This window comes from Silvibacterium sp., from assembly GCF_047605705.1.
Classification (GTDB): Bacteria; Acidobacteriota; Terriglobia; order Terriglobales; family Acidobacteriaceae; genus Silvibacterium.
Window position 1 is genome coordinate 80,187 of the sequence record NZ_JASGFD010000012.1, and the last position, 24,065, is coordinate 104,251.

Annotated in this window: 19 protein-coding genes and 1 tRNA gene; 8 read left to right on the forward strand and 12 right to left on the reverse strand. The window is 59.2% G+C overall.

The window, feature by feature from the left end; translation table 11 throughout:
- Positions 1-261: 261 nt before the first annotated feature.
- Both QM649_RS06485 and QM649_RS06490 read right to left on the reverse strand, forming a co-directional pair.
- On the reverse strand, positions 262-3,024 hold the full coding sequence (locus tag QM649_RS06485; protein ID WP_415198204.1) for an ADOP family duplicated permease: 2,763 nt from the start codon (positions 3,022-3,024) through the stop codon (positions 262-264).
- Positions 3,025-3,056: 32 nt separating this feature from the next.
- The gene (locus QM649_RS06490; protein ID WP_415198205.1) at positions 3,057-3,401 is read right to left on the reverse strand and encodes a PadR family transcriptional regulator; all 345 of its coding nucleotides are present in this window, start codon (positions 3,399-3,401) and stop codon (positions 3,057-3,059) included.
- A gap of 629 nt (positions 3,402-4,030) precedes the next feature.
- Here QM649_RS06490 and QM649_RS06495 point away from each other — a divergent pair.
- Positions 4,031-4,726, forward strand: a complete 696-nt coding sequence (locus tag QM649_RS06495) for a DUF4157 domain-containing protein (RefSeq protein ID WP_415198206.1) — start codon at positions 4,031-4,033, stop codon at positions 4,724-4,726.
- 366 nt (positions 4,727-5,092) lie between these two features.
- On the opposite strand, the gene QM649_RS06500 is transcribed toward QM649_RS06495, so the two are convergent.
- Positions 5,093-5,287, reverse strand: coding sequence for a hypothetical protein (locus QM649_RS06500; protein WP_415198207.1), 195 nt, complete (start codon positions 5,285-5,287; stop codon positions 5,093-5,095).
- Positions 5,288-5,389: 102 nt separating this feature from the next.
- On the opposite strand from QM649_RS06500, the gene QM649_RS06505 reads away from it, so the two are divergent.
- Positions 5,390-6,058 (forward strand): FRG domain-containing protein, encoded by a 669-nt coding sequence (locus QM649_RS06505; protein WP_415198224.1) that lies wholly within the window; start codon positions 5,390-5,392, stop codon positions 6,056-6,058.
- Positions 6,059-6,454: 396 nt separating this feature from the next.
- Here the strand turns inward: QM649_RS06505 and QM649_RS06510 are convergent, their stop codons facing one another.
- The 6 genes from QM649_RS06510 to QM649_RS06535 all read right to left on the reverse strand — a co-directional run bounded on the left by QM649_RS06510 (position 6,455) and on the right by QM649_RS06535 (position 13,080).
- Positions 6,455-6,943, reverse strand: a complete 489-nt coding sequence (locus tag QM649_RS06510; RefSeq protein WP_415198208.1) for a hypothetical protein — start codon at positions 6,941-6,943, stop codon at positions 6,455-6,457.
- A 3-nt stretch (positions 6,944-6,946) separates the two neighbouring features.
- Positions 6,947-8,728: a hypothetical protein gene (locus tag QM649_RS06515; RefSeq protein WP_415198209.1), complete on the reverse strand. Its 1,782-nt coding sequence runs from the start codon at positions 8,726-8,728 to the stop codon at positions 6,947-6,949.
- Positions 8,728-10,413, reverse strand: a complete 1,686-nt coding sequence (locus tag QM649_RS06520) for a hypothetical protein (RefSeq protein ID WP_415198210.1) — start codon at positions 10,411-10,413, stop codon at positions 8,728-8,730. The genes QM649_RS06515 and QM649_RS06520 overlap by 1 nt, the downstream gene beginning before the upstream one ends.
- An 86-nt stretch (positions 10,414-10,499) precedes the next feature.
- Positions 10,500-10,895, reverse strand: coding sequence for a hypothetical protein (locus QM649_RS06525; RefSeq protein WP_415198211.1), 396 nt, complete (start codon positions 10,893-10,895; stop codon positions 10,500-10,502).
- Complete coding sequence (locus tag QM649_RS06530; RefSeq protein ID WP_415198212.1) at positions 10,883-12,217, reverse strand: replicative DNA helicase; 1,335 nt, start codon at positions 12,215-12,217, stop codon at positions 10,883-10,885. The genes QM649_RS06525 and QM649_RS06530 overlap by 13 nt, the downstream gene beginning before the upstream one ends.
- A complete protein-coding gene (locus tag QM649_RS06535) occupies positions 12,214-13,080 on the reverse strand; it encodes a hypothetical protein (RefSeq protein ID WP_415198213.1) in 867 nt (288 codons plus the stop codon). The genes QM649_RS06530 and QM649_RS06535 overlap by 4 nt, the downstream gene beginning before the upstream one ends.
- A 562-nt stretch (positions 13,081-13,642) precedes the next feature.
- Between QM649_RS06535 and QM649_RS06540 the strand changes: the two genes are divergently transcribed.
- Together QM649_RS06540 and QM649_RS06545 are read left to right on the forward strand one after the other, a co-directional pair.
- Positions 13,643-14,263: a hypothetical protein gene (locus QM649_RS06540; RefSeq protein ID WP_415198214.1), complete on the forward strand. Its 621-nt coding sequence runs from the start codon at positions 13,643-13,645 to the stop codon at positions 14,261-14,263.
- Between the two features lie 33 nt (positions 14,264-14,296).
- Positions 14,297-15,406, forward strand: a complete 1,110-nt coding sequence (locus QM649_RS06545; protein WP_415198215.1) for a tyrosine-type recombinase/integrase — start codon at positions 14,297-14,299, stop codon at positions 15,404-15,406.
- A 59-nt stretch (positions 15,407-15,465) separates the two neighbouring features.
- Here QM649_RS06545 and QM649_RS06550 read toward each other — a convergent pair.
- The 3 genes from QM649_RS06550 to QM649_RS06560 all read right to left on the reverse strand — a co-directional run bounded on the left by QM649_RS06550 (position 15,466) and on the right by QM649_RS06560 (position 19,191).
- Positions 15,466-15,541 (reverse strand) — tRNA-Lys (locus tag QM649_RS06550).
- 141 nt (positions 15,542-15,682) lie between these two features.
- Positions 15,683-17,374, reverse strand: a complete 1,692-nt coding sequence (locus QM649_RS06555) for a carboxypeptidase-like regulatory domain-containing protein (protein WP_415198216.1) — start codon at positions 17,372-17,374, stop codon at positions 15,683-15,685.
- A 95-nt stretch (positions 17,375-17,469) separates the two neighbouring features.
- Positions 17,470-19,191, reverse strand: coding sequence for a GWxTD domain-containing protein (locus QM649_RS06560; RefSeq protein WP_415198217.1), 1,722 nt, complete (start codon positions 19,189-19,191; stop codon positions 17,470-17,472).
- A 374-nt stretch (positions 19,192-19,565) separates the two neighbouring features.
- Here QM649_RS06560 and QM649_RS06565 point away from each other — a divergent pair, with 374 nt between their 5' ends.
- The 4 genes from QM649_RS06565 to QM649_RS06580 form a co-directional block, all read left to right on the forward strand.
- The gene (locus tag QM649_RS06565) at positions 19,566-20,945 is read left to right on the forward strand and encodes an efflux RND transporter periplasmic adaptor subunit (RefSeq protein WP_415198218.1); all 1,380 of its coding nucleotides are present in this window, start codon (positions 19,566-19,568) and stop codon (positions 20,943-20,945) included.
- 54 nt (positions 20,946-20,999) lie between these two features.
- Positions 21,000-21,767, forward strand: a complete 768-nt coding sequence (locus QM649_RS06570; RefSeq protein WP_415198219.1) for an ABC transporter ATP-binding protein — start codon at positions 21,000-21,002, stop codon at positions 21,765-21,767.
- A gap of 72 nt (positions 21,768-21,839) precedes the next feature.
- On the forward strand, positions 21,840-22,910 hold the full coding sequence (locus QM649_RS06575) for a sigma-54-dependent transcriptional regulator (RefSeq protein WP_415198220.1): 1,071 nt from the start codon (positions 21,840-21,842) through the stop codon (positions 22,908-22,910).
- Positions 22,911-23,216: 306 nt separating this feature from the next.
- On the forward strand, positions 23,217-24,065 hold an 849-nt coding region (locus QM649_RS06580; RefSeq protein ID WP_415198221.1), incomplete at its 3' end, for a DUF885 domain-containing protein.

Below are 24,065 nucleotides of genomic sequence, written 5' to 3' on the forward strand. Positions count from 1 at the left end.
TTCTCACCTTTGCCACGAGCGTACCCGCATCGCGCCATGCCTTCAAATACTTGCAACTCATGATTCTGCGGATTTCGAGATAATCCCCGCAGCCCAATTGCGGCCATCCGAAGCTTCCGCCCCATACTGGTATTCATGCAGCCCGCGCGTGGCCAGTTAGGGCACAGCGTAAGGCTCTTCATCCTCTGCAAGCTTCCCAATGAAGGTAAGGGCTTCTTCCCCTCAGGTGAAGCCGGGAGTCGATTCATACGATGTCTTACTCTATTCGTGCCGCAGTGCCCTCATGGGGTCCACCTTGGACGCTCTCCTGGCCGGCATCAATGCCGCAGCGAGCGCCACTAGGCACAGCAGCGCCGCCGAGCCGGCCAGCGTCACCGGATCGTACGTCTTCACGCCGTAGAGCATCTCCTTCACCAGCCGCGTGAGACCGAAGGCCGCGCCCAGCCCCACGATGACGCCGAGGATCGTCATCCGCGACGTCTCGCCCAGCACCATGTTCAGGATCTGCCCAGCGCGCGCGCCTAGAGCCACGCGAATACCGATTTCCTGCGTGCGCCGCGCCACCGTGTAGGCCATCACGCCATAGATGCCGATCGAGGCCAGCACCAGCGCCAGCAGCCCGAAGGCCGCCGTGAGCGTGGCGAACATGCGCTCGTCGCCCAGCGTCGCGTTGATCTGCTCCTGCTGCGTGCGCACCGCACTCAAAGGCAGATTGGGATCGATGCCGGCCACGGCTTTCTGCAGAGCGGGCGCGAGACTTGCCGCGCCCATGTGAGTGCGCACCTCATAGGTAAGGCCATCGAAGCCCACCTGCCGGTAGGCGAAGAAGAACTGCCCCTGTGGAGCCTTACGCAGGCTGTCGTAGGCCGCATTCTTCACCACGCCCACAATCGTAAACACCTTGTTGCCCACCTTGAGGTGCCGCCCCAGCACATCCGCCCGGCCCCACACCGCATGCGCCATTTGCTGGTTCACCACTACGGCGGTCTCCGCAGTCTTCGAGTCCTGCGGTCCAAGCTCGCGGCCCGCGATCATCGGCATGCCCATGGTGGAGAGGAAGTGATCGCCCACCACGTTCATCAGCCCCGCGTCCTGCGGCTGCGCCACGGGATTGTCGAGCGCCGTCCACGAGTTCATCATTCGTGCATTCGCGATCAGAGGCAGTTCCGAGGCGCTCACCGACTCCACACCCGGCACTGCCGCCAGCCGCCGCATAATCTCCGTATGCAGCAGGACGGCCTTTTCATCCGGATACTGCGCCTCCGGAGGATTGATGTCGAAAAGCAGCAGGTGATCCACGCGGAAGCCGGGATCGACGTGGTCCAGATTGCCGATGGTGCGCAGAAAGAGCCCCGCGCCCACCACCAGCAGCGTCGAGAGCGCCACCTGGAAGACCACGATTCCCTTACCCGCGTAGCCCGTGCGCCGCCGCGTGACTGTGGCCGCGTTGTCCTTAAGGCCGGAGCTGGCCTGCGCGCGTGTCGCCTTGAGCGCCGGCGCCACGCCAAAAATCAGCCCCGTGACCAGCGAGAGCCCGACGGTAAAGACGAGCACACCCCAGTCCAGCCGCCCGGAGAGCTGCGTGGGGTCCCACGGATCGCTCATCAGCTTCGGGATCACATCGCGGCTCACCCAGCCCAGCGCAAAGCCCGCCGTGCCGCCCGCAAAGGAGAGCATCAGGCTCTCCGTAAGCACCTGCCGTACCACGCGCGCGCGGCCTGCGCCAAGCGCCAGCCGCACCGCCATCTCCCGCTCACGCGCAGAGGCTCGCGCCAGCAGCAGGTTCGCCAAGTTTGCACAGGCCAGCAATAGCACCAGGCCCGCAACCGCCAGCAGCACCATCACCGGCTGCCTGTACATCTGCGCCGCCTCGTTCTCGCCACGGCTGCCATCTCTGAGCAGAACCTGCGGAATCTTCTCGCCGGGCTTCGCCGTGTGCTCGCTTGCCACCGCGGCAGCCAGCGCGGCGGACATGGCCGCCTCCGCGCGCGCCTGCGTTACGCCTGCCTTCGGACGCACCATCACCTGCATCCACCAGAGAGACGTATCTTCGAGGAGCGAGCCCTTCCCCTGCGGAACCACCACCGGCTGCATGCTGAACGGCACGAAGACCTGCGGCGACTCATGCGCGCTCGAAGCCCCGGTGAATTCGGGCGGATTCACGCCGATCACGGTGAAGGGTTTGCCATTCACAGCGATTACCTTGCCGATGGCGCTGGGCGATGCAGCGAAGGCGCGCCGCCAGAAGCCATCGCTGATGGTGACGACAGCGCCAGCGCCAGCGGTGGAATCATCGGCGGGCGCAATACCGCGCCCCAGCTCCGGCTTTACGCCGAGCCCGCTATAGTAGTCGCCGGAGACCATCTCCCCGCGCACCACCTGCGCCCGGCTATCCACCGTCGTCGTGACATTGCCGATGCTCTTGAATGCGAATAGCGCATCGAAGAGGTCCTGCTTCCGGCTCTGTTCCTGCAAATTGCGATAGACCGGGTAGCTGAACGAGCTGCTGATCGTCTGCCCGTTCTCCGGCATCAGGCTTCCCCAGACGCCGTGCACAATGTTGTCCTGCGGCCCGCGCCACCATAGCAGGCGCAGCTGCTCCGACTGCGGTACATTCAGCCGGTCCAGCAGCATCTCCTTGGCCAGCGTGAAGATCGCCGTATTCGCGCCGATGCCCAGCGCCAGCGACGCAATCGCGATCGCCGTAAACACCGGGCTCTTCGCCAGCATCCGCCACGCATAGCGGATATCCGCGCGCAAGTCATCCCACAACCGCAGCCCCAGCGAGGCCCGCATCTCTTCCTTGTGCATCGTCACGCCTCCAAATTCGATCCGCGCCTGCCGCGCCGCGGCCTCCGGCGACATCCCGCGCTCCACCAGGTCCGCTACACGGCATTCCAGATGGAAGGCTAGCTCCTCATCCATCTCGCGCTCCAGGCGCCGCCGGCCCGCAGCCGCGCGCAGCCACGAACCTGCCTGCGAACTCAGCCGCATCACCCACCCACGAAGATTTGCCTGCCGCATCGTTCTCTCCAATAAGTTCGCTACCGTAGCTGTTACAGATCGCCTGGGGCGGTCTTCAAAACCCCTGCGATCACGCCCGCCATGCGGTTCCACTTCTCCGCCTCATCCTTCAGCAGGGCTTTCCCCGCGGCCGTGAGCTGGTAGAACTTCGCACGCCGATTGTTTTCCGACTCTCCCCACTCGCTTGAAATCGCACCCTGGCTCTCAAGCCGGTACAGCGCCGGGTACAGTGATCCCTGCTGAATCTCCAGCTGCTCGCCAGAGATCTGTTGAATGCGCAACAGCACCCCGTAACCATGTAACGGCCCCAGCGAGACCGCCTTCAGGATCAACATGTCGAGTGTGCCCTGCAGCAGCTCCAGCTGCTTCTTTCCCATCCGATACCCCTCGGCTGCTCTCCTAGATAGACGAGGAGAGAAGCTGAGACAGAATCTACCCTCCCTCTCCTAGACGGTCAAGGAAAGAATGCAGACTGAGAAACAGGTAGATCTAATCCTGGACATCATCGCTCATCGAGACCGTCAGCAAGTAGAAGTCTGCGACCCCAATGGGCACGCGGAGCAGTATCACGCACTGAGCCAGGTTCAGGCCTGGGTCTGGCCTCCTTACATTCTTTCCTTAGCAGTCAAATCTGCTCGAGTGAGATTCGATAGAGTTGCCACCGTTCGCTTTTCATTCGCTATACTCGCGATATGTTTCCAGGACCGGCCGCGGCAAAGTACTCCTTCGTGATTGCCTGCAAAGGCTGCCGTGAGAATATTCCTGCGCCTGCGCTCAAGATGCCCACATCTTGGATCCTCGCCGAGTGCCCTCTTTGCAAGAGACAGGAGCAATACCTACCTTCCGAGATATCTCAAGGTGGCTTGTCTCACCGTTTCGCCCCGAAGAATTATCGATCCTGACATAGCTCGATGACTGGCTGCTATAAAGGTCGTGCGCTGGAATGAGAGATGAAGGAGTGCTCCGTTTCGCAGGCAGCATGGATCTCACAGCACAAAGGTGAAAGATGAAGAAGCGACTTAGCACTGACTATTTCAGGTCGAAGCTTGGAGTTTCACTGCATCTTCATCCCCATCCTGCTATAGCCCACGCATTGGCAGTAGCGGAAGGCGACCATGTCTTTCTCAATCTGCGGGATGACTTTCTAGGATCAGCACGATCACTCCGCATGCTGCGGCACGAACTGTGTCACGTTCTCCAGCAACGCCAGGGCCGGGTGACATGCATAGGACTTGAGTCTTTTCCGGTGAACTGTGATCCGGCGCTTGAGCTCGAGGCAGAGATAGCCGCAGAAGCTGAGGTTTCGGACAAGCTTTTTCTCGAGCTCATGGCAACTCGAGGAACTCAGCCTGGGGTTTGGGTACTGCAATGCCTTACCCGTATAGCGGACAAGAAAATCGCCGATCCGCAGGACCTTTCTGTAAAGGCGCGGGACATCCTCAGCCTTATCCCATCGGGCGATTTGTGGACTCGCCGGATAGGCGCTGCCCGTCAAAGCTATGCGTTCGGTACGGAGGCCGAGTTTCTTCTAGCAGTTCAGCAGAGATTGCACAGCTCGCAAGTCCTCGTATTGCCCAGGCTCGAGCTCACTGTCAGCCCTCGTGCCTTATGTGACATGCATCTGGATGAAGTGAAGCAGATTCTAGAGATCGAGAAACAGCGAGGCGACCAAGAGCTTGAACGGAAGTCCGAGCAAGCCTAATCCGAGAAAAGCTGCGGTCCGAACCAGAACTGATTCTTGGTGACGCCTTTCTCAAGCGCTGTGGGGTCATCCAACATCCCGTGCTTGCTGGGCGCAACCTGGACGATCGCATCGCCATTTTCGAGCTCCAAAATAGCGCGGCAACCGAAATCGACCTCAACATAAAGCTACAACGAGAGGCAGCCGCTTTTGCTGCAAGCCAAGCACAAGCACCGATGGAGTTCGTCGACTATTACAAGGTTTTCATGGCGCAGATAAAAGGCTCAAAGCCGGCACCCAAGGATACGACGATACGTCTGCGTGCCGTGCAAGCTCTGTCCTCTGGGCTCATGCCGTTTCTGCTTGAATACCTCGAGTGTCCCCAGTTTAGTTCGCCGCCAAGACCGACGGAATTACCGCAGCTTTTGAGTTCATGGACATCACGGGGATACCGTCTTGGGTTTCCGAGAATCTCAGCTGCTCTTGCCACAGCTGCGGCGACTGCAACGCCCATTCAAGCCCCTTGGATTTCACCAGAACTTCAAGCCAACGGGCCACACTGAAGAACAACATTTTGCCCAAACTAAGATTTCATGGTCTTAACGTTAAGAGCGAGGAATCAGAATATTGAGCGACAGGGTTAGGGTTCAGTCAGTCCAACAGTTCCTCGAGCAAGTTTGGAAAGTGCCATCACAGGCCAATACCGCAGTCACGCTATTTCGTGGGCAGATGCATGGTCATCCTCTTCTGCCTAAGTTGTTCCGTGGAAACACTCCTGAAATAGTGCTAAAGAACGAAGTGCCTATGCTTGATTACCTCAAATCTCAAGCTCGATACCTGCATCCCTCAACACCTGATAACGATTGGAACTGGATTAGTTTAGGACAGCACTACGGCATGTCTACAAGAATGTCTGACTGGAGCGAAAACCCGCTTGTCGCTCTATTTTTTGCCGTAGAAGAGGATCGGCAAAAGAACAATCAGCCACTGGTTTTTCATTATCCGGTCCACGAAAATTCTATGCTCAAGAACGAGGATTTCCAAAAGATATCGCCGTTCGGAATTCCGCATACTCGGGTTATTAAAGTGGGCCACCACAGCCATCGTTCTGAAGCTCAGGCCGCATGGCAGGTGGTTCACGCCATTCACAATCTCGATAAGGGATCGCCGAAATTCTATGCCTTAGAAAATATGGATCCCCACAACGTTCGAATCACCAAAATTTTTATTGATCCTGAACGCGTAGCTTTCATCCGTGAAGAGCTTTCTCGCTGGGGTATCAGGCATTCCACAATTTATGGTGATTTCGGCTGGGTGTGTCGATCAATAGCGCCTACATTCGGACTCTCTTAGAGACTATTCGAGCAGCAACTGCAGCCATATTGCCAGCCCACCTAGACAAAAGAAGAAGACGAAATTGAAGAGAAAGAAATTCAGGGTTCCTTGATTGGATTCGGCTGCACTATGCATTCTGAAAAATTCAAATTACAAGGCGCTTAAGACCGGCGCCTTTTGTCACGAGAAATTAAGCTACTCAGCCGAGCACGTTCCTCCAGGTTGACTACAGATCCATCGATAACCGATCTCACGACAAAGCGAAGCTCCCCAGCTTCGTCGTTGGTCTTTCGCTCTTCAAGCAGGGAGCGCGCCGCGGCCCGCGACTGCGGAGATCCGAGCGGAAAGCCCCCGAGATTCTTGCCAGACGCTGTTGCGGGCAAGAGCGTCTGTTGTCCCTGATTTGAGCGCGATTCACTCATATTCACCATCCTCCGTTGTTGCGGTTAGTGCGGCTCCGCGTTTTGTGTATGTCTCGAACCAAACGGGTAGCGTTCCATGCTGCGCGTAGGCCTCGAGTTCCTGGGTACTCATGCGGTCAAAGAGGTCATTCAGGTTGACCTGCTCGCTCCGATCGACCCACTGACCGGCAGCATTGATCTTGGTATAGGCCTGGATCGCCGCAACAACGGCGCTGGCCGTTACGTCGACCTCGCCGGCCTTCTCGATGATTCGCTCGAGCGCCGCCCGCACGTTCCTCTGGCGCTTCGAGAAGAGGTCAAAGGCATGGGCATGCCGGTAGACACTCGAGCGATCGGCGAGGCTGAATTCTTCGGCAATTGCCTTAGGACTTTTCCACGCGATAAAGGCGTCTTCAATCTCTGGACACTGGCTGTGAGCACAGATGCCACAAGCACGCTGATGCCGTCCAAGGTTCACTGCTTTGGATGTCGATCTCGTCATACGCTACTGTTGTCCAGTTCTCCGGCTATAAAGCTTGTCCCTGTCTCTATCCACGACCTGAAGCGCCGCGCCCGATAAGCCGCGCAGCAGGCCTCTAGGAGCATTTGCGGTCCGGGCCATGGCCATGCCAACTGTTGGAGACCCGAGCACCTCTGGAGCAACCAGCCCAATCGTCGCTCCTTTGACTGCACCGGGAATTCCGCCGTCATGGTTGTAGCCGTAAACACCACCTAAAGCTGCGCCAGTCAATGCACCGGTATGAGCTTTGAACCTACCTGCGATTCTTTGCGCGATCGGTGCATTCAGGTCCGTACTTTCAGCACGCTTGGCAACCGGGATGAGGCCGCCGATTCTGCGATCGAGATCCGCAGTCCCTGGGGCCACATTGTGAAACTCGTCCGTAAGTGCGCCGTAGGCTCTTCTGGCCGTGCCGGTCACGCCTGGCGATACCTCCGGATTCCAGTTGTGCACAAACTCGCTGCCAAAGCCGCGGCGCAGATCCAGAAGCTGACGAGGAGTGACATTCTCCGGGATGGCTTCGCCGGTATTGAACCGGGTATGCAGAAACCGGTCCATTGGCTGCAGTTGGCCGGCTTCCTTCTCCGCATTCTGAGCTGCTGCTCGACTGATCGACGAACCGATGATTGCGCGCGCCGGTCCAAGTGATCCAATGCGATTCGGTTCGGTCGTCAAGATATCGCCCGTCACACGAGGTGGTGTCGTCATGCGGCCAAACTCATCAAGCACCGGTGCACTCATCCCTTCCCGCGTTCTCAACACGCCTGAAGGAGGTGCGAAGCGTCCAGAGATTTCGGGATGCTCAGAGCCGCTAAGGTAATGAGGGCTCTCGACGTCGGCATTTACGCCCGATGGTGCCATCTGGTATTCGGACGGAAACAGGCGCCCCTCGGTCGATCCTTGCGCCACGCCGTTATTCAGAGGAATATCGCGTTGCGGTGCCTGGAGTAGGCCACGTGTCTGCGGACGAGGACGAATGCTAAGCCTGTCTGCCGCCTGATTAAGCTGAGGATTCAACTGATCGAGCGTTCCCTGTGCACTATTTGCGACCGCGCGCGGAGTAAGGCCCTTTGTCTCATCGAGAATCATGCGCCCGGGCGTCTTTCCATAGGCTCGGTCAGCCTTTCGGATCCCGATCGCTGATTCAGCCAGAGCCGGCGCAATTGCGCGCATGCCTTCGCCGATAGTGCCCCCCACTGCGCCTATGAGAGCGCCCGAGCTGAATCCTCCGCCCTGCGCAGCATTCACTGCACCGGAGGTAAGAGCGTTGTAGCCAATTCGCGCCGCCGGCTTTAGGACGCCGGCCAGACGGGGAGCCATCTCTGCGACCTTACCGGCAGCGGCTTCTTCTCCAAAACCAGGAATCAGAAACTCTCCGGCCTGGGCGATGCCCTGACCAATTTTCTGCGCATTCCCATTTGCTGTACCGGCCGCCCGCATCTGATCGCGCGCCTGCTGCGATGATGCACCGCCGGTCAATGGCGTGGTAAGCCAGTTGCCAATGTGAGGAATTCGGGCCATAGCATCGTCAGCCGCGGAGATCTGCTTAGGAATTTCCTTCGCGAAGCCGATGCCCGCATTCTTCAGACCGTTAGCAGCCCATCGTCCGTATCCCAGCAGGCTGTCAGCTGTGCTGGGCTCAGGCTGGCTTGTTGCGCCCCATACCTTCCATGCGTCATTGGGCGACGCTTGGGCAGGCGTACTGTTGCCCTGCCCCTGAGAGGTTTTGTACTGTGCCGCTGCTGCTTCCCATGGATCCTGTGCCATTACTTCACCGTCCATCCGTCTTGAGCTGCTAACTGCTTCGCCTTCGCTGCGTCACCACCGGCCATGTGAATGTACTGATTGATCACCGAGCTGTTCGGTGTGCGCGCCGGCCCGTCATCCGTTGCCCCCAGATACTGGGACTCATTGCGCGCCTTGGTCACATCCTCTGTATAGCGCTCACGGCCAAGGTCCACCATCTGGTGCATTTGTTCCGGGCTCAAGGTGACACCCTGCAGATATCCATCCTTGTCGAACTTCGCTTTGAGCCCTTGAAGGTAAGGCATCGACTGCTGCGCTTCCTGGATGATGTCGCGGCTGAGGCGGGCGCCCTTTTGTAGGCCCATCGTCATGCCGAGATGATTCGCAAGCAGCGACAGCATGGCCTGCTGATTGTGGTCATTGACCGCATCCTCGTAGTTCTTGGCCATGACATTCAAGCGTTCAGCTGAATCGAGCACCGGCTGATATGCCTTGAAAACGGCCTGACGCGCGGAGAGATCCTGCTTCCCCTGGTCACGCTGATTGGCGTAGAAGTTTGTGACCTGCTGCCCGAGCGTCTTTCTGTCGCGATACGCTTTGACGAAGGCACGATCCTCAGGAGACAGCTGTTGCCCCTCGATGGACTTCGCCACCAGGGCCTCGTACTTCTGATCATCCTGTGCCGCGGATTCTCCCGGCTGCTTCAGCGGTTGAACCTGCCCGATTCCCGGCGCCGCGCGGTACATGCCAGTCTGTTTGTTGTACTCGAGCGGTTCACCATTCATGCTTAGCATCCCGGGAACTGCTTCCCACTGGCCGGCGAGTTTGGCGCGCAACTCCGGGGTGAGCTGATCCTCGGACAGCGGAGATACCCTTCCGGAAGCATCCAGGCCGAGTCCATGCTCAGCCAGGTCTGCGGCGAGTTGCTGTTGCTGCAACTGCATATTTCCTGGAACAGCTGCGATTCGAGTATTTGCTTCTGCCGTAAGAGCCCGCTGCTGCTGTGCCTCCGCTTGTTTCTCATCGTTCGCCACGTCCTGCGAAATCTGAGCACTACCGCGATTCAGGTCAAGGGCATGCTTCACCGTCGTCCCCGGAACCACCCGGCCTGCACCAGGAAATGCGCCCGACAAAACCACGTCGGCAGCGGTGGCAGGAATTTGCCCGAGAGCACCAAGCACGCGACCCATGATTGGGTGATCCTGGCCAAACTTCGAACCCGTGATTCCGCCGTAGACACTTTCGAGCGCAGGCTTCTTGTCGAGTTGCTGGGAGTAATATTCTGAGTCCCCCTGCAAGGTGCCGCGCGGTGCTTTGATCGATGGCATGTTTGCCGCAGGCATTCCGATGCTTGCCACTGAGGCATCCGGAATCCTCATTGTTGCTGGAGCATCTTCCAATCCCTGAAGATAAGTGGCGTTCCGTGCACTAGGAATGCTGTCGGGAATCTTCAACGCCTGAGGCGGCGCAGACTGGCTGCCTGGGGTCATTCTGAGCGAACCCTGAGGAGTCGGCGCAGCACTTTTCGGAGCCAGCCCGATTGCTGGAGCAGCGGGTGGTGCACCTGCAGCAGGCATTCCCAACGGAGCTGCAGGTGCACCCTGGGCAGCAGCCTGGCTTGTGCCCGTTTGATGAGCGTTTGCGAGCGCAGCTTTTGCGCCCGGGCTGAGACTATTCAGTTCAGAGAGAATTGGATTGGTCGCCATTTACCACTTCACATTCGGGTTCGATAACGCCTGGCCTGCGCCACTCGCCATTGATCCAAGCATGCTGTACATCGGGTTGTATTCCGTCACGCCAAGGGCTTGATTGCTGAGCCCCAGCGCGCTATCGGCTGCGCCTTCATCCTCCCGTTCCGAAACAGAATCCTTACGTTCTCAACCAACGAAAAAACGCCTTGACAACCTGGTACGGTGACAACTTCCAGCCAACAACAGACCTCACCGCGCGCTCCAGAATCCAAGGAGCCCAGCCGCGATCCACGCTTCTTTCCCATCTTTTTGTCCGGCTTCGGATCGAGCTTTTCCAGGATCCACAGGTGTGTATCGATCTGCAGTTTTACCCGCTGTCGTGCAGCACCTCGTAAGCTCTCATCCTTTAGTTGCTGACGGAGATCTGCCACCTCTCTGGTCAGCCTGGCAATTCGCGCCTGATCGTTTTCATGCTGCGGTACCATCACGCTCTCCATGGAAGAGCCTCCTGCTCTGCGGACCTTTCAGCTTCGCGCTGCTCACGGAACATCAGCGTCCGGCGGTCAAACAAGAGCGGAAAAATGCCAGTCTCGCCGCTGCGTTGCTTCGCAATGATGAGTTCCGCATTTGACGACAGGCGCCCCTCATCCGCATCCCAGGGCCGATGCAAGAGCGCAATAACGTGCGCGTCGTTCTCGAGCTGTGAGCTTTCGCGCAGGTCGCTGATCGTCGGCCTACGATTGACATTCGAGCGATCCGCACGAGCTAGCTGAGAGAGCACCATCAACGCAACCTGTTCATCCTTCGCGAGGCGCGTAAGCCCACGCGATACTGAAGCCACGCGCAAACGCTCATCACGGCCTTCAGCACTCACGATCTGCGCATAGTCCACACAGACGAGCTTCACACCATCGCGGCGGACTGCCAGCCTCGCTGTAGCAACCAGCTTCTCTATGCGAATGCCTGATGCGTCGACAACATGGAGCGGCCAATCTGCGATCTTCTCCGCGGCGTACTGAATAGCATCCATGTCCGACTGGGAAGCCCACTTGGGATCACGCACCCGAGGAAATGGCACACCGGAGATCGCTGAAATCATGCGCCGCAGGATCTGCTCGCGCGTCATCTCAAGCGAGAAGAGCAGCACAGGCACTCCCTGGCGGCAGTTCTCGATCGCGGCCTGGATCATTACTGCCGACTTGCCGCCGCCCGACTGCGAGCCTATCTGCGTGATCTCTCCAGCGTGGAGACCGCGCGTAACCAAATCGAAGCTCGGGATACCTGTGGGCAATCCCAGCAAGTCACTGGTTCGAGTCCGCTCCTGATGCAGACGATTCAGTAGCGGCACTACCGCGCCGGCGATGATGGTCTGCTGCTTTGCCATCGCACCCGCGCGCAATTCCATCAACAGCCTCTCGGCCGTACCGCTCAGCTCCTCAGGATCAGCTCCAGGATCTTCGGCACCAGTGACCAGAGCACTGCCGGCCAGGTAGAGCTTCCGCAGCAGCGACTTGTCGAGCACGATGCGGCAGTACGATGCGATGTTCAGGCGTCGAGGCAGGCCCTCGGTCAGCGAGGCCAGGTATGAGGCACCGCCCACAACAGAGAGTTCGCTCTTCGCGTTGAGCGCTTCCGTAAGCGTGACCAGGTCAATCGGCTGCCCAAGGCTCGTGAGCCCGGACATGCAGGCAAAGATGCGCCTGTGCGAGTCCAACGCGAAGTCATCTGCGGTCAGCTGCTCGGCCGCAACGTCATATGCCTCGCTTTCAAGCATGATGCCGCCTAGGATTGCCTTCTCGGAATCTTCGCAGTAAATCATGCCGGCCTCCGATCGGCCGCGTACTCGGGGCCGCTGTAGAGCGAGGCGGGATCCCGGTAGCGGAAGCTGGCAGGCTGCTCCGATGGCTGCGACTGAGTGAGTTCCTCGTCGTCGTAGCGTTCCTGGTTGAACCAGGTGGCGGGCAGGGGAATGAATTTCGGGTCCGTCGCTTTCTTCTGCTCAAGCTTCGCGAAGAGCTCGACCCGTGACTTCAGCCAGACAAGCGCATCTGCCACTGAACTGCCGTTCCGTTTGGCGACCCGGACCACGGCTTTCTGAATTGCTTTGAGCGCAGCGCCTTTCGCTTTGCGAAGCGGATAGGTTTTGTAGACCTCGAAAAGTTCACTATCCGCGAGGATATATACCGAAGTAGAAGAAGAAGAAGAAGGGGACCCCCCAAAGGACCCCTCGAAGGATATCCTTCCACCCATCCTTTGGACGTCCTCGGAGTCTGACTTTTTCTTAGGCACATTGGGGTTCTTAGAGCTCTGAAACCCGCCACTGGCGCGGCTTTGACGCACTTTCTCGTCTTTCACCATGCGCCGGCTGAAGATGAATCCTTCCGGAGTGCGGCTGAACACGCCGAATGACTCAAGTTCAGCGAGAGAAGTGCATACATCAGATTCGCTTGCACCAACCATTCGGGCAAGGACACTCGGAAGGATAGGAGTAAGGATATCCTTCGCACCATCCTCCACGCCGTCCTTGCGAGCGACGAAGACGAGGTGTCCATAGGGTTCTTCGACCTGGCTCATGATGGCAATCATGTCCATCCAAAGACCGCGGGCAGCGAGCGAACAGGCACGCAGCCCTGGGTCCTTGAGCCAGTCGCCGCCATAGAACTGAAAAGCAGGACGCTTCAAGCTGCGGACCTCGCCTCGTTCGCTTGGCAAAGCGCGCAAGATCCCTCATGAGCGTGCCGCCGCTTCTGCTGCTCCAGCGCTTGAGCGGCCAACTGGATGGCCCTGCGCTGATCAGGAGCAAGATTCACTGCCGCCCTGAGTTCCTGCTCGGCCTTCATCATCTGTTCCTGTCGACTGCATATACGCGTGCTATGATTTCGCTTGTTCAAGAGCTCCACCCTTCCTAAGCCCGGTCTACGCCGGGCTTTTGTTTTGCCATCCCTTGATCCCTACGCCACTTCTAGGGCTGGAATCGTTCTGGACTCCAGATAGTGCTCTGCGGCCGCCAGAGACACCTTTCTCAGCCGGCCGACCTTTACCGACTCCACGTCCCGGGCGTAAATACGCTTCCACCAGAACCTCTCGCTCGTTCCGTAAATGGCAGCCAGTTCTCTCGTATTCAGTAAGCGCTTTTGCCCTAACGCTGGATTGCTCATGTCATCTCCTGAGTGCCGATCTCGGCATAGATTGACCTGATTTTGCTTGCCAGTGTCTGACATGTCACGTATTTTGTAATCTACACATGAGCGCACATAAACGTCAGTTACGAAATAAGCGTCTTCAGGATGATCTAAAGGATTGGTATGAGTTCCATCTGCTGAATGGATTGAATGGCCAAGCGGCGGATTGGTGGAAGCCGATGAATGAGAGTTCGGTTTTGCCACGCGACCGCAAGAGTGTTTCTCGGATTGAAATTTTTCTGAAGAGCCTTCACGCGACAGTCAACGAGGAGGATTCAGGCCTTGGCTTATCACCGGCGGCCTTAGGGGTAGAAATCCCCAATTTTGTCGAGTATGCCAACGCTGATCTCAAGAGATACGTGCAATTCCCTGCTATTGTTCGGGATCCGGCGTCGTCCGAATGGACCGTGGAAATGCAATATAAAGGCGGCGATAAATGGGAAAACGGAGCGATCGCCGCATTACTGCAGCTTCTCCGTGATAAGGAACTCTGGAGGATCAGGCAGTGTAGTTCATGCGGGAAATGGATATACGTATCAAAGGCAAATCAAAAATTTTGCAGCGGGACAGCGTGCAGGCAGAAAAATCACAGCCAAAGCGAATCTTTCAAGGAGAAGCGAGCAGATTACATGAAGAAATACCGCGCTTCTGGCCATGAAACACGTGCTAAGAGCAGAAACTAGATACTGCCAGAAGTGATCTAGAAGGAATAAGGAATGGCCATCTATAAGCGCGGTGACATCTGGTGGTACGAGTTCGTATTCCAGGGTCAACGAATTCGCGAGAGCACGAACACATCCAACAAAGAGATAGCTGGACGAGCGGAACGTGAGCGGCGCCGCGCTCTCGAACTCGGTGCCTCAGGTCTAACAGAGAAGAAACAGCCTCAGCTTTTCTCCGTGGCAGCAAAGCGCTGGCTTGAGACAAACAGCGCACACTGGAGTGCCAGCAACACCCGGATCGAAAAGTACAACGTCGAACACCTGCTTCCTCACTTTGGCAAACTCCTGCTCACCGACGTCTCGGCCGACTCGATCAGCCGCTACCAGGCAAAGCGGAAGAAGGACGAGGCGAGCAATCGCACAATTAACATGGAAGTGGGGACGCTTCGCGCCATCATGCGCAAGCATCGCTTGTGGGCGAATATCCAGCCCGACGTACGAATGTTGAAGGCTCGGCAGGATATCGGCCGGGCTCTGAGCGAAGATGAGCAGCATCGTCTCTTGACGGCTTGCAAGAAGAGCCGCTCTCGCTCTCTCTACCCCGCGGTGCTATTGAGCCTTCACACTGGCCTTCGCAATGGCGAGCTGAGGCTCCTGCGCTGGCGCCAGATCGATTTGATCGAGCGCACCCTCGAAGTCGGCAAGAGTAAGACGGTTGGCGGCGAAGGAAGGCTGGTGCCACTCAGCCAGGCGGCGACATTGTGCCTGCAGGAGTGGCGAAGCCAGTTTCCAGATGTAGAGCCAGCGCACTATGTGTTCCCATCGGAACGCTACGGCCTGGACAGTTTCGAAGACGGCCAGTGCTTACCCTACGAGATCCAACCCGATAAGCCGATCGGCTCATGGAAGGTCGCCTGGACCGCCGCGCGGACTACGGCTAAGGTCTCCTGCCGCTGGCATGACATGCGTCATACGTTTGTCAGCGCGATGGCCGAGGGACAGGCGTCAGACGCGACCATCATGGCACTAGCCGGCCATTTGAGCCGGAAGATGATGGAAAAGTACAGCCACACCCGGAATGAGGCTAAGAGGGCCGCGATCGCGATTCTCGATCAAGGGAAAGAAAAAAATCCGGCAGGGTCCCCACAAAATCCCCCACAATAAACGAAAACGCCTTCCTTGCGGAGGCGTCAATTTTGCAACTAAGTCTTTTATTTTGAATATGGTGGACGCGGAAGGAATCGAACCTTCAACCTGTCGATTAAGAGTCGAATGCTCTGCCAGTTGAGCTACGCGTCCATATTGCCAGAAAAGCTCGCCGAAGCGGCGAAGACTTTCACTCAGCGGGAGTCATTCGCATGACTCAACCACCTTGATTAATATAGCACAAACTTCAGATTGCGCTAGTTGTGTGGTGGAAAAGCGGGCACCCAAAAGATTTTAAAAATTGAAGGCCAGCCCCGCCTCGATCGCGCGCGACGCCTGCGCAAAATAGAGCAAGCTGCCGTCGCTGGTGAGCACAGGGCGATATCCCTGGGCCAGCAGGTTGCGCACGTCGATCATCGCCTCCATGCCGTTCGGCAGGATGCAGCGATAGTGGAACGGCTGGCGAACGTAGAAGCTGAGGTACGGATCGGCGAGGCTGCGGTTGTACGTGTCCACAGGCGTCAGCGAGCCCTTCGTCTGCCAGCGATAGGAAGCCTGCAGCTGCGTCTTCGAATTGGCGAGCTTCCCGCCGAAGGAGGCGGAGAGCATCTCCGCGCGCTCGGGATGGATCGAAGCGAGATTCTGCTGCAGTGTCTCCGGCTGTGTCGTGGCTGCGTCCATCGTCATGGCGTTGCCCATCGCCGCGGCGACGGTGAGCCACATATCCTGCGGCAGCACATCGTGCAGCTCGGCAAGGACGCCATTAGTCGAATAGCCGGCCCCGGCTACCCGCAGCGTATCGGTCGAGGCGTCATAGAGCAGGTCGCCCGCCTTCCAGTCGGCCGCGTTCACACTGCCGCCGCCCTCGATCATCGGGTGCTCGTCGCGGTCGTGGTAGACAGCCATCGTCCAGCGGACATTGCCGTCGGTATGGCTCAGAGCCAGTTCCTGGTGCAGTCCGTGCTCGAGCAGCAGGCGGCCATCGGCCTCACCGACTGCGGGCACCAGCGTGCTCTCGCGATCCAGTTCGCCGCTGCCTTCGAGGCCCGGCGTTGTCGTGACGCGATAGGTCAGCGCCGTATCCCCGGCCTGCACCTTCACCGCGCCGAAGGGATGGCTCGCGAGCAGGGTTTCGCCAAGGTGTACCGCTTCAAACTCGCTGCCGCCCTCGAGGTGAATCATCGGGGTAAGATCCAGCGCCTCGGCCGAGCGGAAGACCATCGCCTCAAAACCCTGGCTATCCGGACCACCGGCAATCTCCGGCCGGTCGACGAACGCGGCTACCGTCTTGATCGTGCTATTCGGGGAGACCTGCTGCTCGTAGCCGACCACGGTGTTCAGCGCCGGATCTCCGGCCTGGCTTAGATCCGCGCGCACCAGCAGCTGCTTCCGGTCATCGTTGGTCCGGCGCACTTCAAAGTCATTGTGCACGCCGCCATCGCCGAATCCGCTCTCGCCGCCGCGCACGGTCACGCGCGCCTTGAGCGCCTGGCTCTGGCCGTCGGCCTCTTGCATCACCACCAGCGGGCCATCCCCGAGCATGCGCAGAAGGGGGCGGTTGGCGGAGAGGCGGAGGGTCCAGGTCCAGTCATCCTGCGGCTCATCCACCTGGCGCGGCTGCGCAGGAAGCCAGCGGAAGGCTTCATAGATGGTCGTGAGCGTGAGGTTGACCACCAGCTTCGAGCTGGGCGCCACATGCAGGTTTTCGCGGAGGGTCGGAAGGAAAAGCGAAGCGGTTGCCTTTACGCCGTAGACACCGGGCACAACACGGGGCAGGGTGTAATGCCCATGATCGTCGGTAAATGTCTGAGAAATAACGCTGAGGTCCGGGCGAACAAGCTCGATGAGAGTGCCGATCTGCGGCGAACCGCCTGCATCGCGCACCACACCTGAGACCGTGCCATCGCTCAGTCCCCAGGCAGGAAGCTGCAGGGCCGCGCAGAGCAGCACGAAGATCGGGGCGTAGATGGAAAGCCTTCTCGTCACAGGTTCAACTTGTTCGATTGCTCCTGGCCGCCAGCTCCGAAACATTGCAAACAGGCAGGGCGGCTCTATGGCCGCCTCTGCAGACTTCTATCGGGCTAATCCACCGTGAAGGGCACCGATTGGGCGATCTCCTGGCGGGAGACGCTATCGTTAACCAGCACCTTCACCATGTACTTCCCAGGCTGGAGGCTTGTGAGGGGGAGACTCTTCTCGACGGTAAGCTGATCGGAATTGGCGCTCAACTTCCTGGAATCCTCCTGCGTATCCAGCAGCGCCTTATTGGACGCAACGTCGATGATTTGGTAAGTAATCGTCGCGCTATTTTGTTTGCTCTTTTCGTCGATGCCCAGGTTGTACACCTGCATCCAGAAGTTCAGCTTCTGGTCGCGGTGGAAGATCACCGGGTCCATCGGGCCAGCGGCCACGCGCGGACGAATAAATGTGTTGCTGATAATGAAGTTACCGGTGCCGATTTCCTTCGACGGCACGCGCTCCATCTTGTCAGCCAGAATCAGCGAGGAAGCCGAGAGCTTGTCGTCGTCGAACTTCGGCACGGTGATGCCCTGCGCCCAGGTTCCCACGTGATCCGGATTGTTGACGTCTTTGATCACGATATCGACGCGGTAGCGGCCCGGACGAAGCGGAACGGCCTTCCAGTACAGATTCGAGGTCTCGAGGGTCTTCGCCAGAAGTTCCTGGGGCTGCGTGACCTCGACCGGCTCCTCGAAGGTGTAGACGACGTGGTCGGTGATCGTCGAAACGCGGCCGAAGATGTTCACAACACCCTTCGAAACGCCCTCCTTGGTCTGGAAGGTGATGTCGCGATTCTTGATCTGCAGCGTGATCGGCACCAGCACCGTGTCATCGGTCACGCGCACATAGTCGGTGCGGACCTCAAACGGGAAGATGGGACCGGTCAGCAGCTTGTGATCGGTGATGAAGGCTTCAAGATCCTTGAACTTGACCGGCGGCGGAGCCTGCAGCTTCGCATACTGCTCGAGGCGGTCGAATTCCTTGCTCTGCTGCTGGGAGCTCATCGGACCGGTGCCCAGATTCTCGAGACCGCCCTTGAAGCGATCCGCCTGCTTGGCCATGCCCATCTGCTCATAGAGCGTCGCGCCGGCGCCAGGGACGTGCAACAGAGCGTCCTTCTCCGAACGGTCGATGGTCATGTGATAGTCGCCGCACATGCAGGTGTCGACGAACTCGATATCGATGTTTTCACCGATGCCTTCGAGGTAGCGGTAATGCCACACTTCAAAGGGATAGGTCGAGGTCTGGCCGCCGCCTTCTTCGATCGGACGATCGTACATACCACCCGAAGGATGCGAGTCGGTCGAGTCCGGGGGACCGAAGGCGATGTACATGTGGCCGCGATCGGTCTTCCAGCCGGGCTTGCCGGCGGCATAATGCTCGTTCGCGTAGGCGATACGGCGATAGTGCTCTTCGCGGAACTCGTTCTCGGGCGAATCCGGGTTCGGATTGCGGCGCTGCCAGAAGGCTTCGATGAAGGAGTCGCGTTCCTCGTCGTTGCTGAGGCTCTTAAAGGCCTTCAGCTCCTGGTCGGTAATGATCCAGTGGACGTCTTCGTCGACCCACTTCTTGTAAATACCGTGAAGCTCCTGCTTCAGTTCCTTCTGCTGCTTGAACTTTTCCTTGTCGGAAAGCTGGCGCTTGAGCGGATCCTGCTGATCCTGAGTCTGGCTCTGGCTGTCAGTGGACGCCTGGGAGTCGGCCTGCTGGGCGCGAACGGAAGGAAGAAACAGGAACGCACCAATGGCGATCGCAAAAATGGCTGAAGCACGACCCTTTGACATACGCCGTCTGACTGCTCCTCTACAGCTATCCGATTTTACGGGCTTGAAACTAGAGATTCAAGCACGCGAGCCCCTTCCGTCAACTTGCCGGGCAACCCCGGCCCCCTGTGGAAATCCGTTCTGTCCGGTAGCTGAGCCGACAACGCAGATCTCAATGGATCTCCGGGGCGGCACTGCTATCATGGCTGACGCGGAAAGGGAGCTACTCCTGTCGAAGTAGCTTGAGGTTTAAGACTGGAAGCGCGGTAAAAGGACAGCGACTCTCTTGTGGATTTTTCCATTCCTTCCATCGCCGATTCACGGAACTCCGGCAGGCTCCATTGCGTATGCTTGCCGAGAGGCGGCGCGCGAGCGTCAGATTACGGGATAAAAGCTTGAAAAAGATCATTCTTAGCATTCTTGCGGTCGTCGTTGTGGCGGGTATTGTGGCTCTGACGATCGTCCGGGCTCAGTCCGGGTATACAAAGGTGTACACCGGCAAAGTAGTGCGCCAGGACCTGGTGGCTACTGTAAGCGGCACCGGCCAGATCAAGCCGAAAACCTATGTGAACCTGGGCGCGACCTCTTTCGGGCGCATCACGCATCTCTATGTAAAGGAAGGCGATAAGGTCCACAGGGGCGAGATGGTTGCCTCCATCGAGAGCGTGCAGCAGGAAGCGAACGTAGGCGGACAGAAGGCGGCCATCGCCGCTGCGCAGACCGACATCGAGTCTTATGTGGCCGCCGAGAAGACGCAGCAGGCCAATATCGACCACGCCCAGGCCGATCTCGAGCAGAAAAAGCTGGACTACGAGCGCGCCCAGGCGCTCTACAAGGACGGCATCATGGCGAAACAGGATTTCGACGCCAAGAAAGCCGCCTTCGACCTCGACGTGGCCACGCTGGCCCAGGCGCAGGCCTCTCTGGCGCAGGCCAAGGCGCAGACCGACTCCGCCCGCGGCCACCTGACCACGCAGGAAGCGACCCTGCGCGCGAACGTCGACCTCCTCGGCAAGACGGTCGCCTCGGCTCCTTTTGACGGTATTGTGACCAACCTGCCGGTGCGCGAGGGCGAGACGGTGGTCGAAGGCATTCAGAATGCCGAAGGCTCGACGCTGATGACCCTCGCCGACATGTCCGTCATCACCGCCGAGGTCAAGGTGGATGAGACCGACATCGTCAACGTCGCGATTGGCCAGGAGGCCGATGTGACCGTGGACGCGCTGCCGGGCAAGGTCTTCAAAGGGCACGTCACGCTGGTAGGCGACCAGGCGCTGCTGCGTTCGACTGGCCAGGCGACCAGCACCTCGACCAGCGGCCAGGAAGAGGCTAAGGACTTCAAGGTGGTCGTAACGCTCGACCAGCCCTCGGACGATCTCCGCCCAGGCCTTTCGACGACAGCCAAGATCGTAACCGCGCACAAGAAGGACGTGCTGAGCATTCCTATCCAGGCGCTGACCATGCGCGCTCCCGATGCGGGCAAGGCCGGAGCAGGCACCGTGCAGGCTGCCTCCGGCGACGGCGCCCAGAAGCAGCAGCAGGGCGTGTTTGTCGTGCGCAATGAGGCCGGCAAGCTCCGCGCGCACTTCGTGCCCGTTTCTACCGGCGTCACCGGCACCACCGATATCGAGGTGCTGAACGGTCTGCAGTCCGGCGATGAGATCGTTACCGGCAGCTTCCGCGTGCTGCGCGACCTTAAGGACGATGCGCTGGTGAAGCGCGACACCACCCCGCAGACCACCACCACATCCAGCAGTGACGGATCGGGTTCGTGATCCTCTGCCGCACACCGAGCGAGTAGTCTTAAGCTTAAGGATGAGGGACAGAGGATGACGACCGGAACGACCAACGAAGCAGACCAGAGAGCCACAGCAGGCGTGGAGCCGGGCGATGTCATCGTTGTCGACGATATCTGGAAGACCTATGACATGGGCTCCGAGCAGCAGGTGCATGCCCTGCAGGGCGTCACGCTGCGCATCAAGCACAACGAATACGTCGCCATCATGGGACCATCGGGCTCCGGCAAATCAACGCTGATGAATCTCATCGGCTGCCTCGACTCGCCGAGCAAAGGACAGTACTGGCTCAACGGCCACCTGGTCAGCGAGCTCAACGATGACGAACTCGCCCGCATCCGCAACAAGGAGATCGGCTTCGTCTTTCAGACCTTCAACCTGCTGGCGCGCGCCACGGCTCTGCAGAATGTGGAACTGCCACTGATCTATAACGGGACATCGGCATCCGAGCGTATCGAGCGTGCGGAAAATGCGCTCAAGGCCGTGAACCTCGGCACCCGCATGCACCACAAGCCGAACGAGCTCTCCGGCGGTCAGCGTCAGCGCGTAGCCATTGCGCGCGCGCTCATCAATAGGCCATCGATCATCCTTGCCGACGAGCCCACCGGCAACCTCGACTCGAAGACAGGCGACGAGATCATGGCGCTTTTCGATGAGCTGCACTCCCGCGGAAACACCATCGTCCTCGTCACCCACGAGCCCGATATCGCGGAGTATGCACATCGCGTCGTTCACATCCGCGACGGCCGGATCTTCTCCGATCAGCCATCATCGCGCATGAAGCGCCCCGAGCAGGAATAAGACCTTCCCTGATCCCACCCCTCTGAAGTGATCCTCACCCGTGGCCGATATGGCCCGTGAGGATCACACGCCTTGGAGTTCCTAAAACACTTCGAAGAGGAACACGCGGAAGAGCTTGCGACGGACGCGGCCATGACCGCGTTCTCCGAGCATCCCGAGTGGACGCTGGGCTTCCTGAGCGGACGCAGCGCCATCATGCAACGGCTCTTTTCGCAGATGCGCTCCACCGCCACGCATCTGCGTATTGCCACGCTCGAAGGAGAGAGCGGCACCGGCAAGACCAGCGCGGCACGCACGCTGCACGCCATGGGACCAGCCGCCGGCCATGCCTTTCTGCCTTGCCCAGCCGCACAGTTCTTCGAACAGATTCCCGCGGTCATCCGCGAGGCACGCGACGGCACGCTGCTGCTCACCCACATCGAGGATCTGACCTCACCGCAGCAGATGCGGCTCATCGAATTTCTGCAATGGCTCGATCACCAGCATGCGCGGCATCTGCCCGAGTCAGCCCCGCGCCAGGTTTTCTTTTCCAGCAGCGTCTCCGTGCGCCGGCTTGTCTCCTCAGCTGCGCTGCGCATCGATCTGGCCAACCGCCTCACCGTCATTCGTTTTCTCATTCCGCCGCTGCGTGAGCGCCGCGAGGATGTAGCCCTGCTGGCCACCGAGCTGGCGCAGCGCTTCGGCACCACGCAGGGGCGCGTCATCCGTGGCCTCCATCCGCAAACGCTCTCGCGCCTGCTCACCTATCGCTGGCCGGACAATGTACGCGAACTGGAAACCGTGATTCACGCCGCGGCGCTTAGCTGCCAGGGGCAGTGGATTCGCCCCATCGACATTCCCCCACTCGGTCCCGATCCCATTCCCGGTGCTGTCCCGGGCTCCGAGTCCGCAACCGTGGCGAACAGCCACCACACGGCGCGTATTGCAGCGATCGATTCCGAGGACGATCCGAATCTTGATCGCGCGATTCACCGCCATGTGCACCGCGTGCTGGCGCGCGCAGAGGGCAATAAGCTGCGCGCCGCCCGCATGCTCGGCATCAGCCGTTCCACGCTCTACCGCCTGCTCGACGCCGAAGAGGCCGCGCAGCAAGGCAAGAGCCAGAGTCCGAGCCAGACTACGCCGACAAGCCAGGCTTCCTAGACCGCGCAGACAGACTTGTGTTGCGGCTGTATTTTTGGCCCGACGTTGTCATTCCGATCGAAGCGACCGCAGGGAGCGCAGCGGAGGAACCCGTGGTGGGGCTGCTCACGCCAGAACGCCCTCAATGTGCGAGCTGAACCGCAGGTTCCTCCACTGCGCGAGACGATAAGACTGTCCCATTTCGGTCGGAATGACAGCTCAGGGTTTATCTCTCATCCCCCGTCCAAGCGAGAGAACTCCAGCGCGACCAAAGGGAGTGAGGCCGAAGGCGAAAAGCCAGTCCGGCAGTACACTGCTTCTGAGCCTATGAATCGACTGCTTCCCGCTGCCCTTCTCGCGCTGGCCATTCCCGCATCCGCGCAAAGCTTCCCTAAAACGGTGCAACAGGAAGCTGCGCAACACGCCGCCGAACAAAAGCAGACGGGCACGGCCACAGCCGCGACTCCCACGATCGCGCCCGCATCCAGCGCTCTCGAAGACCGCCGCAAGGCTCTCAATTCCCTCTTCGATCAGATCTGGCAGGATCGCCTCAAGCATGATCCCGAGTTCGCCTCGACCATTGGCGACAAGCGCTATAACGACCAGCTCACCGATTACTCCGTCGATGCCTACAACGACGAGCTGGCGCGCGGCCGCGACTACATCGTGCAGCTCGGCTCCATCGATACCACCGGCATGAGCGACCAGGAGATTCTCAGCCGCGATCTGCTCGTCCGCCAGCTCGTCGATCAGCAGGAAGGCGCAGAGTTCAAGCCCTGGGAAACGCCGGTCGATCAGTTTAACGGCATTCATAGCGAACTGCCGCAGCTGGTTTCGCGCCTCAGCTTCCAGACGACGAAGGACTACGACGACTACACCGCACGGCTCAACAAGATCCCCACCGCCTTCGAGCAGGTAAGCGCCAACATGAGCACCGGCATCGAAGACGGCCGCGTGCCGCCGAAGTATCTCCTTGAAAAGGTGCTGGTGCAGGTAAACGCCATCGCGACGGCCAAGCCGGCCGACACCCCCTTCGCGCGTCCGTTGCAGAAATTCCCCGCGTCCATCCCCGCCGCCGACCAGGAGCGCATCAAGGGCGAGGTGCTCACCGCGATCGAGAAACAGGTGATTCCCGCCTACCAGCAGTTCGCGCGTTTCCTGAAAGCGACCTACATC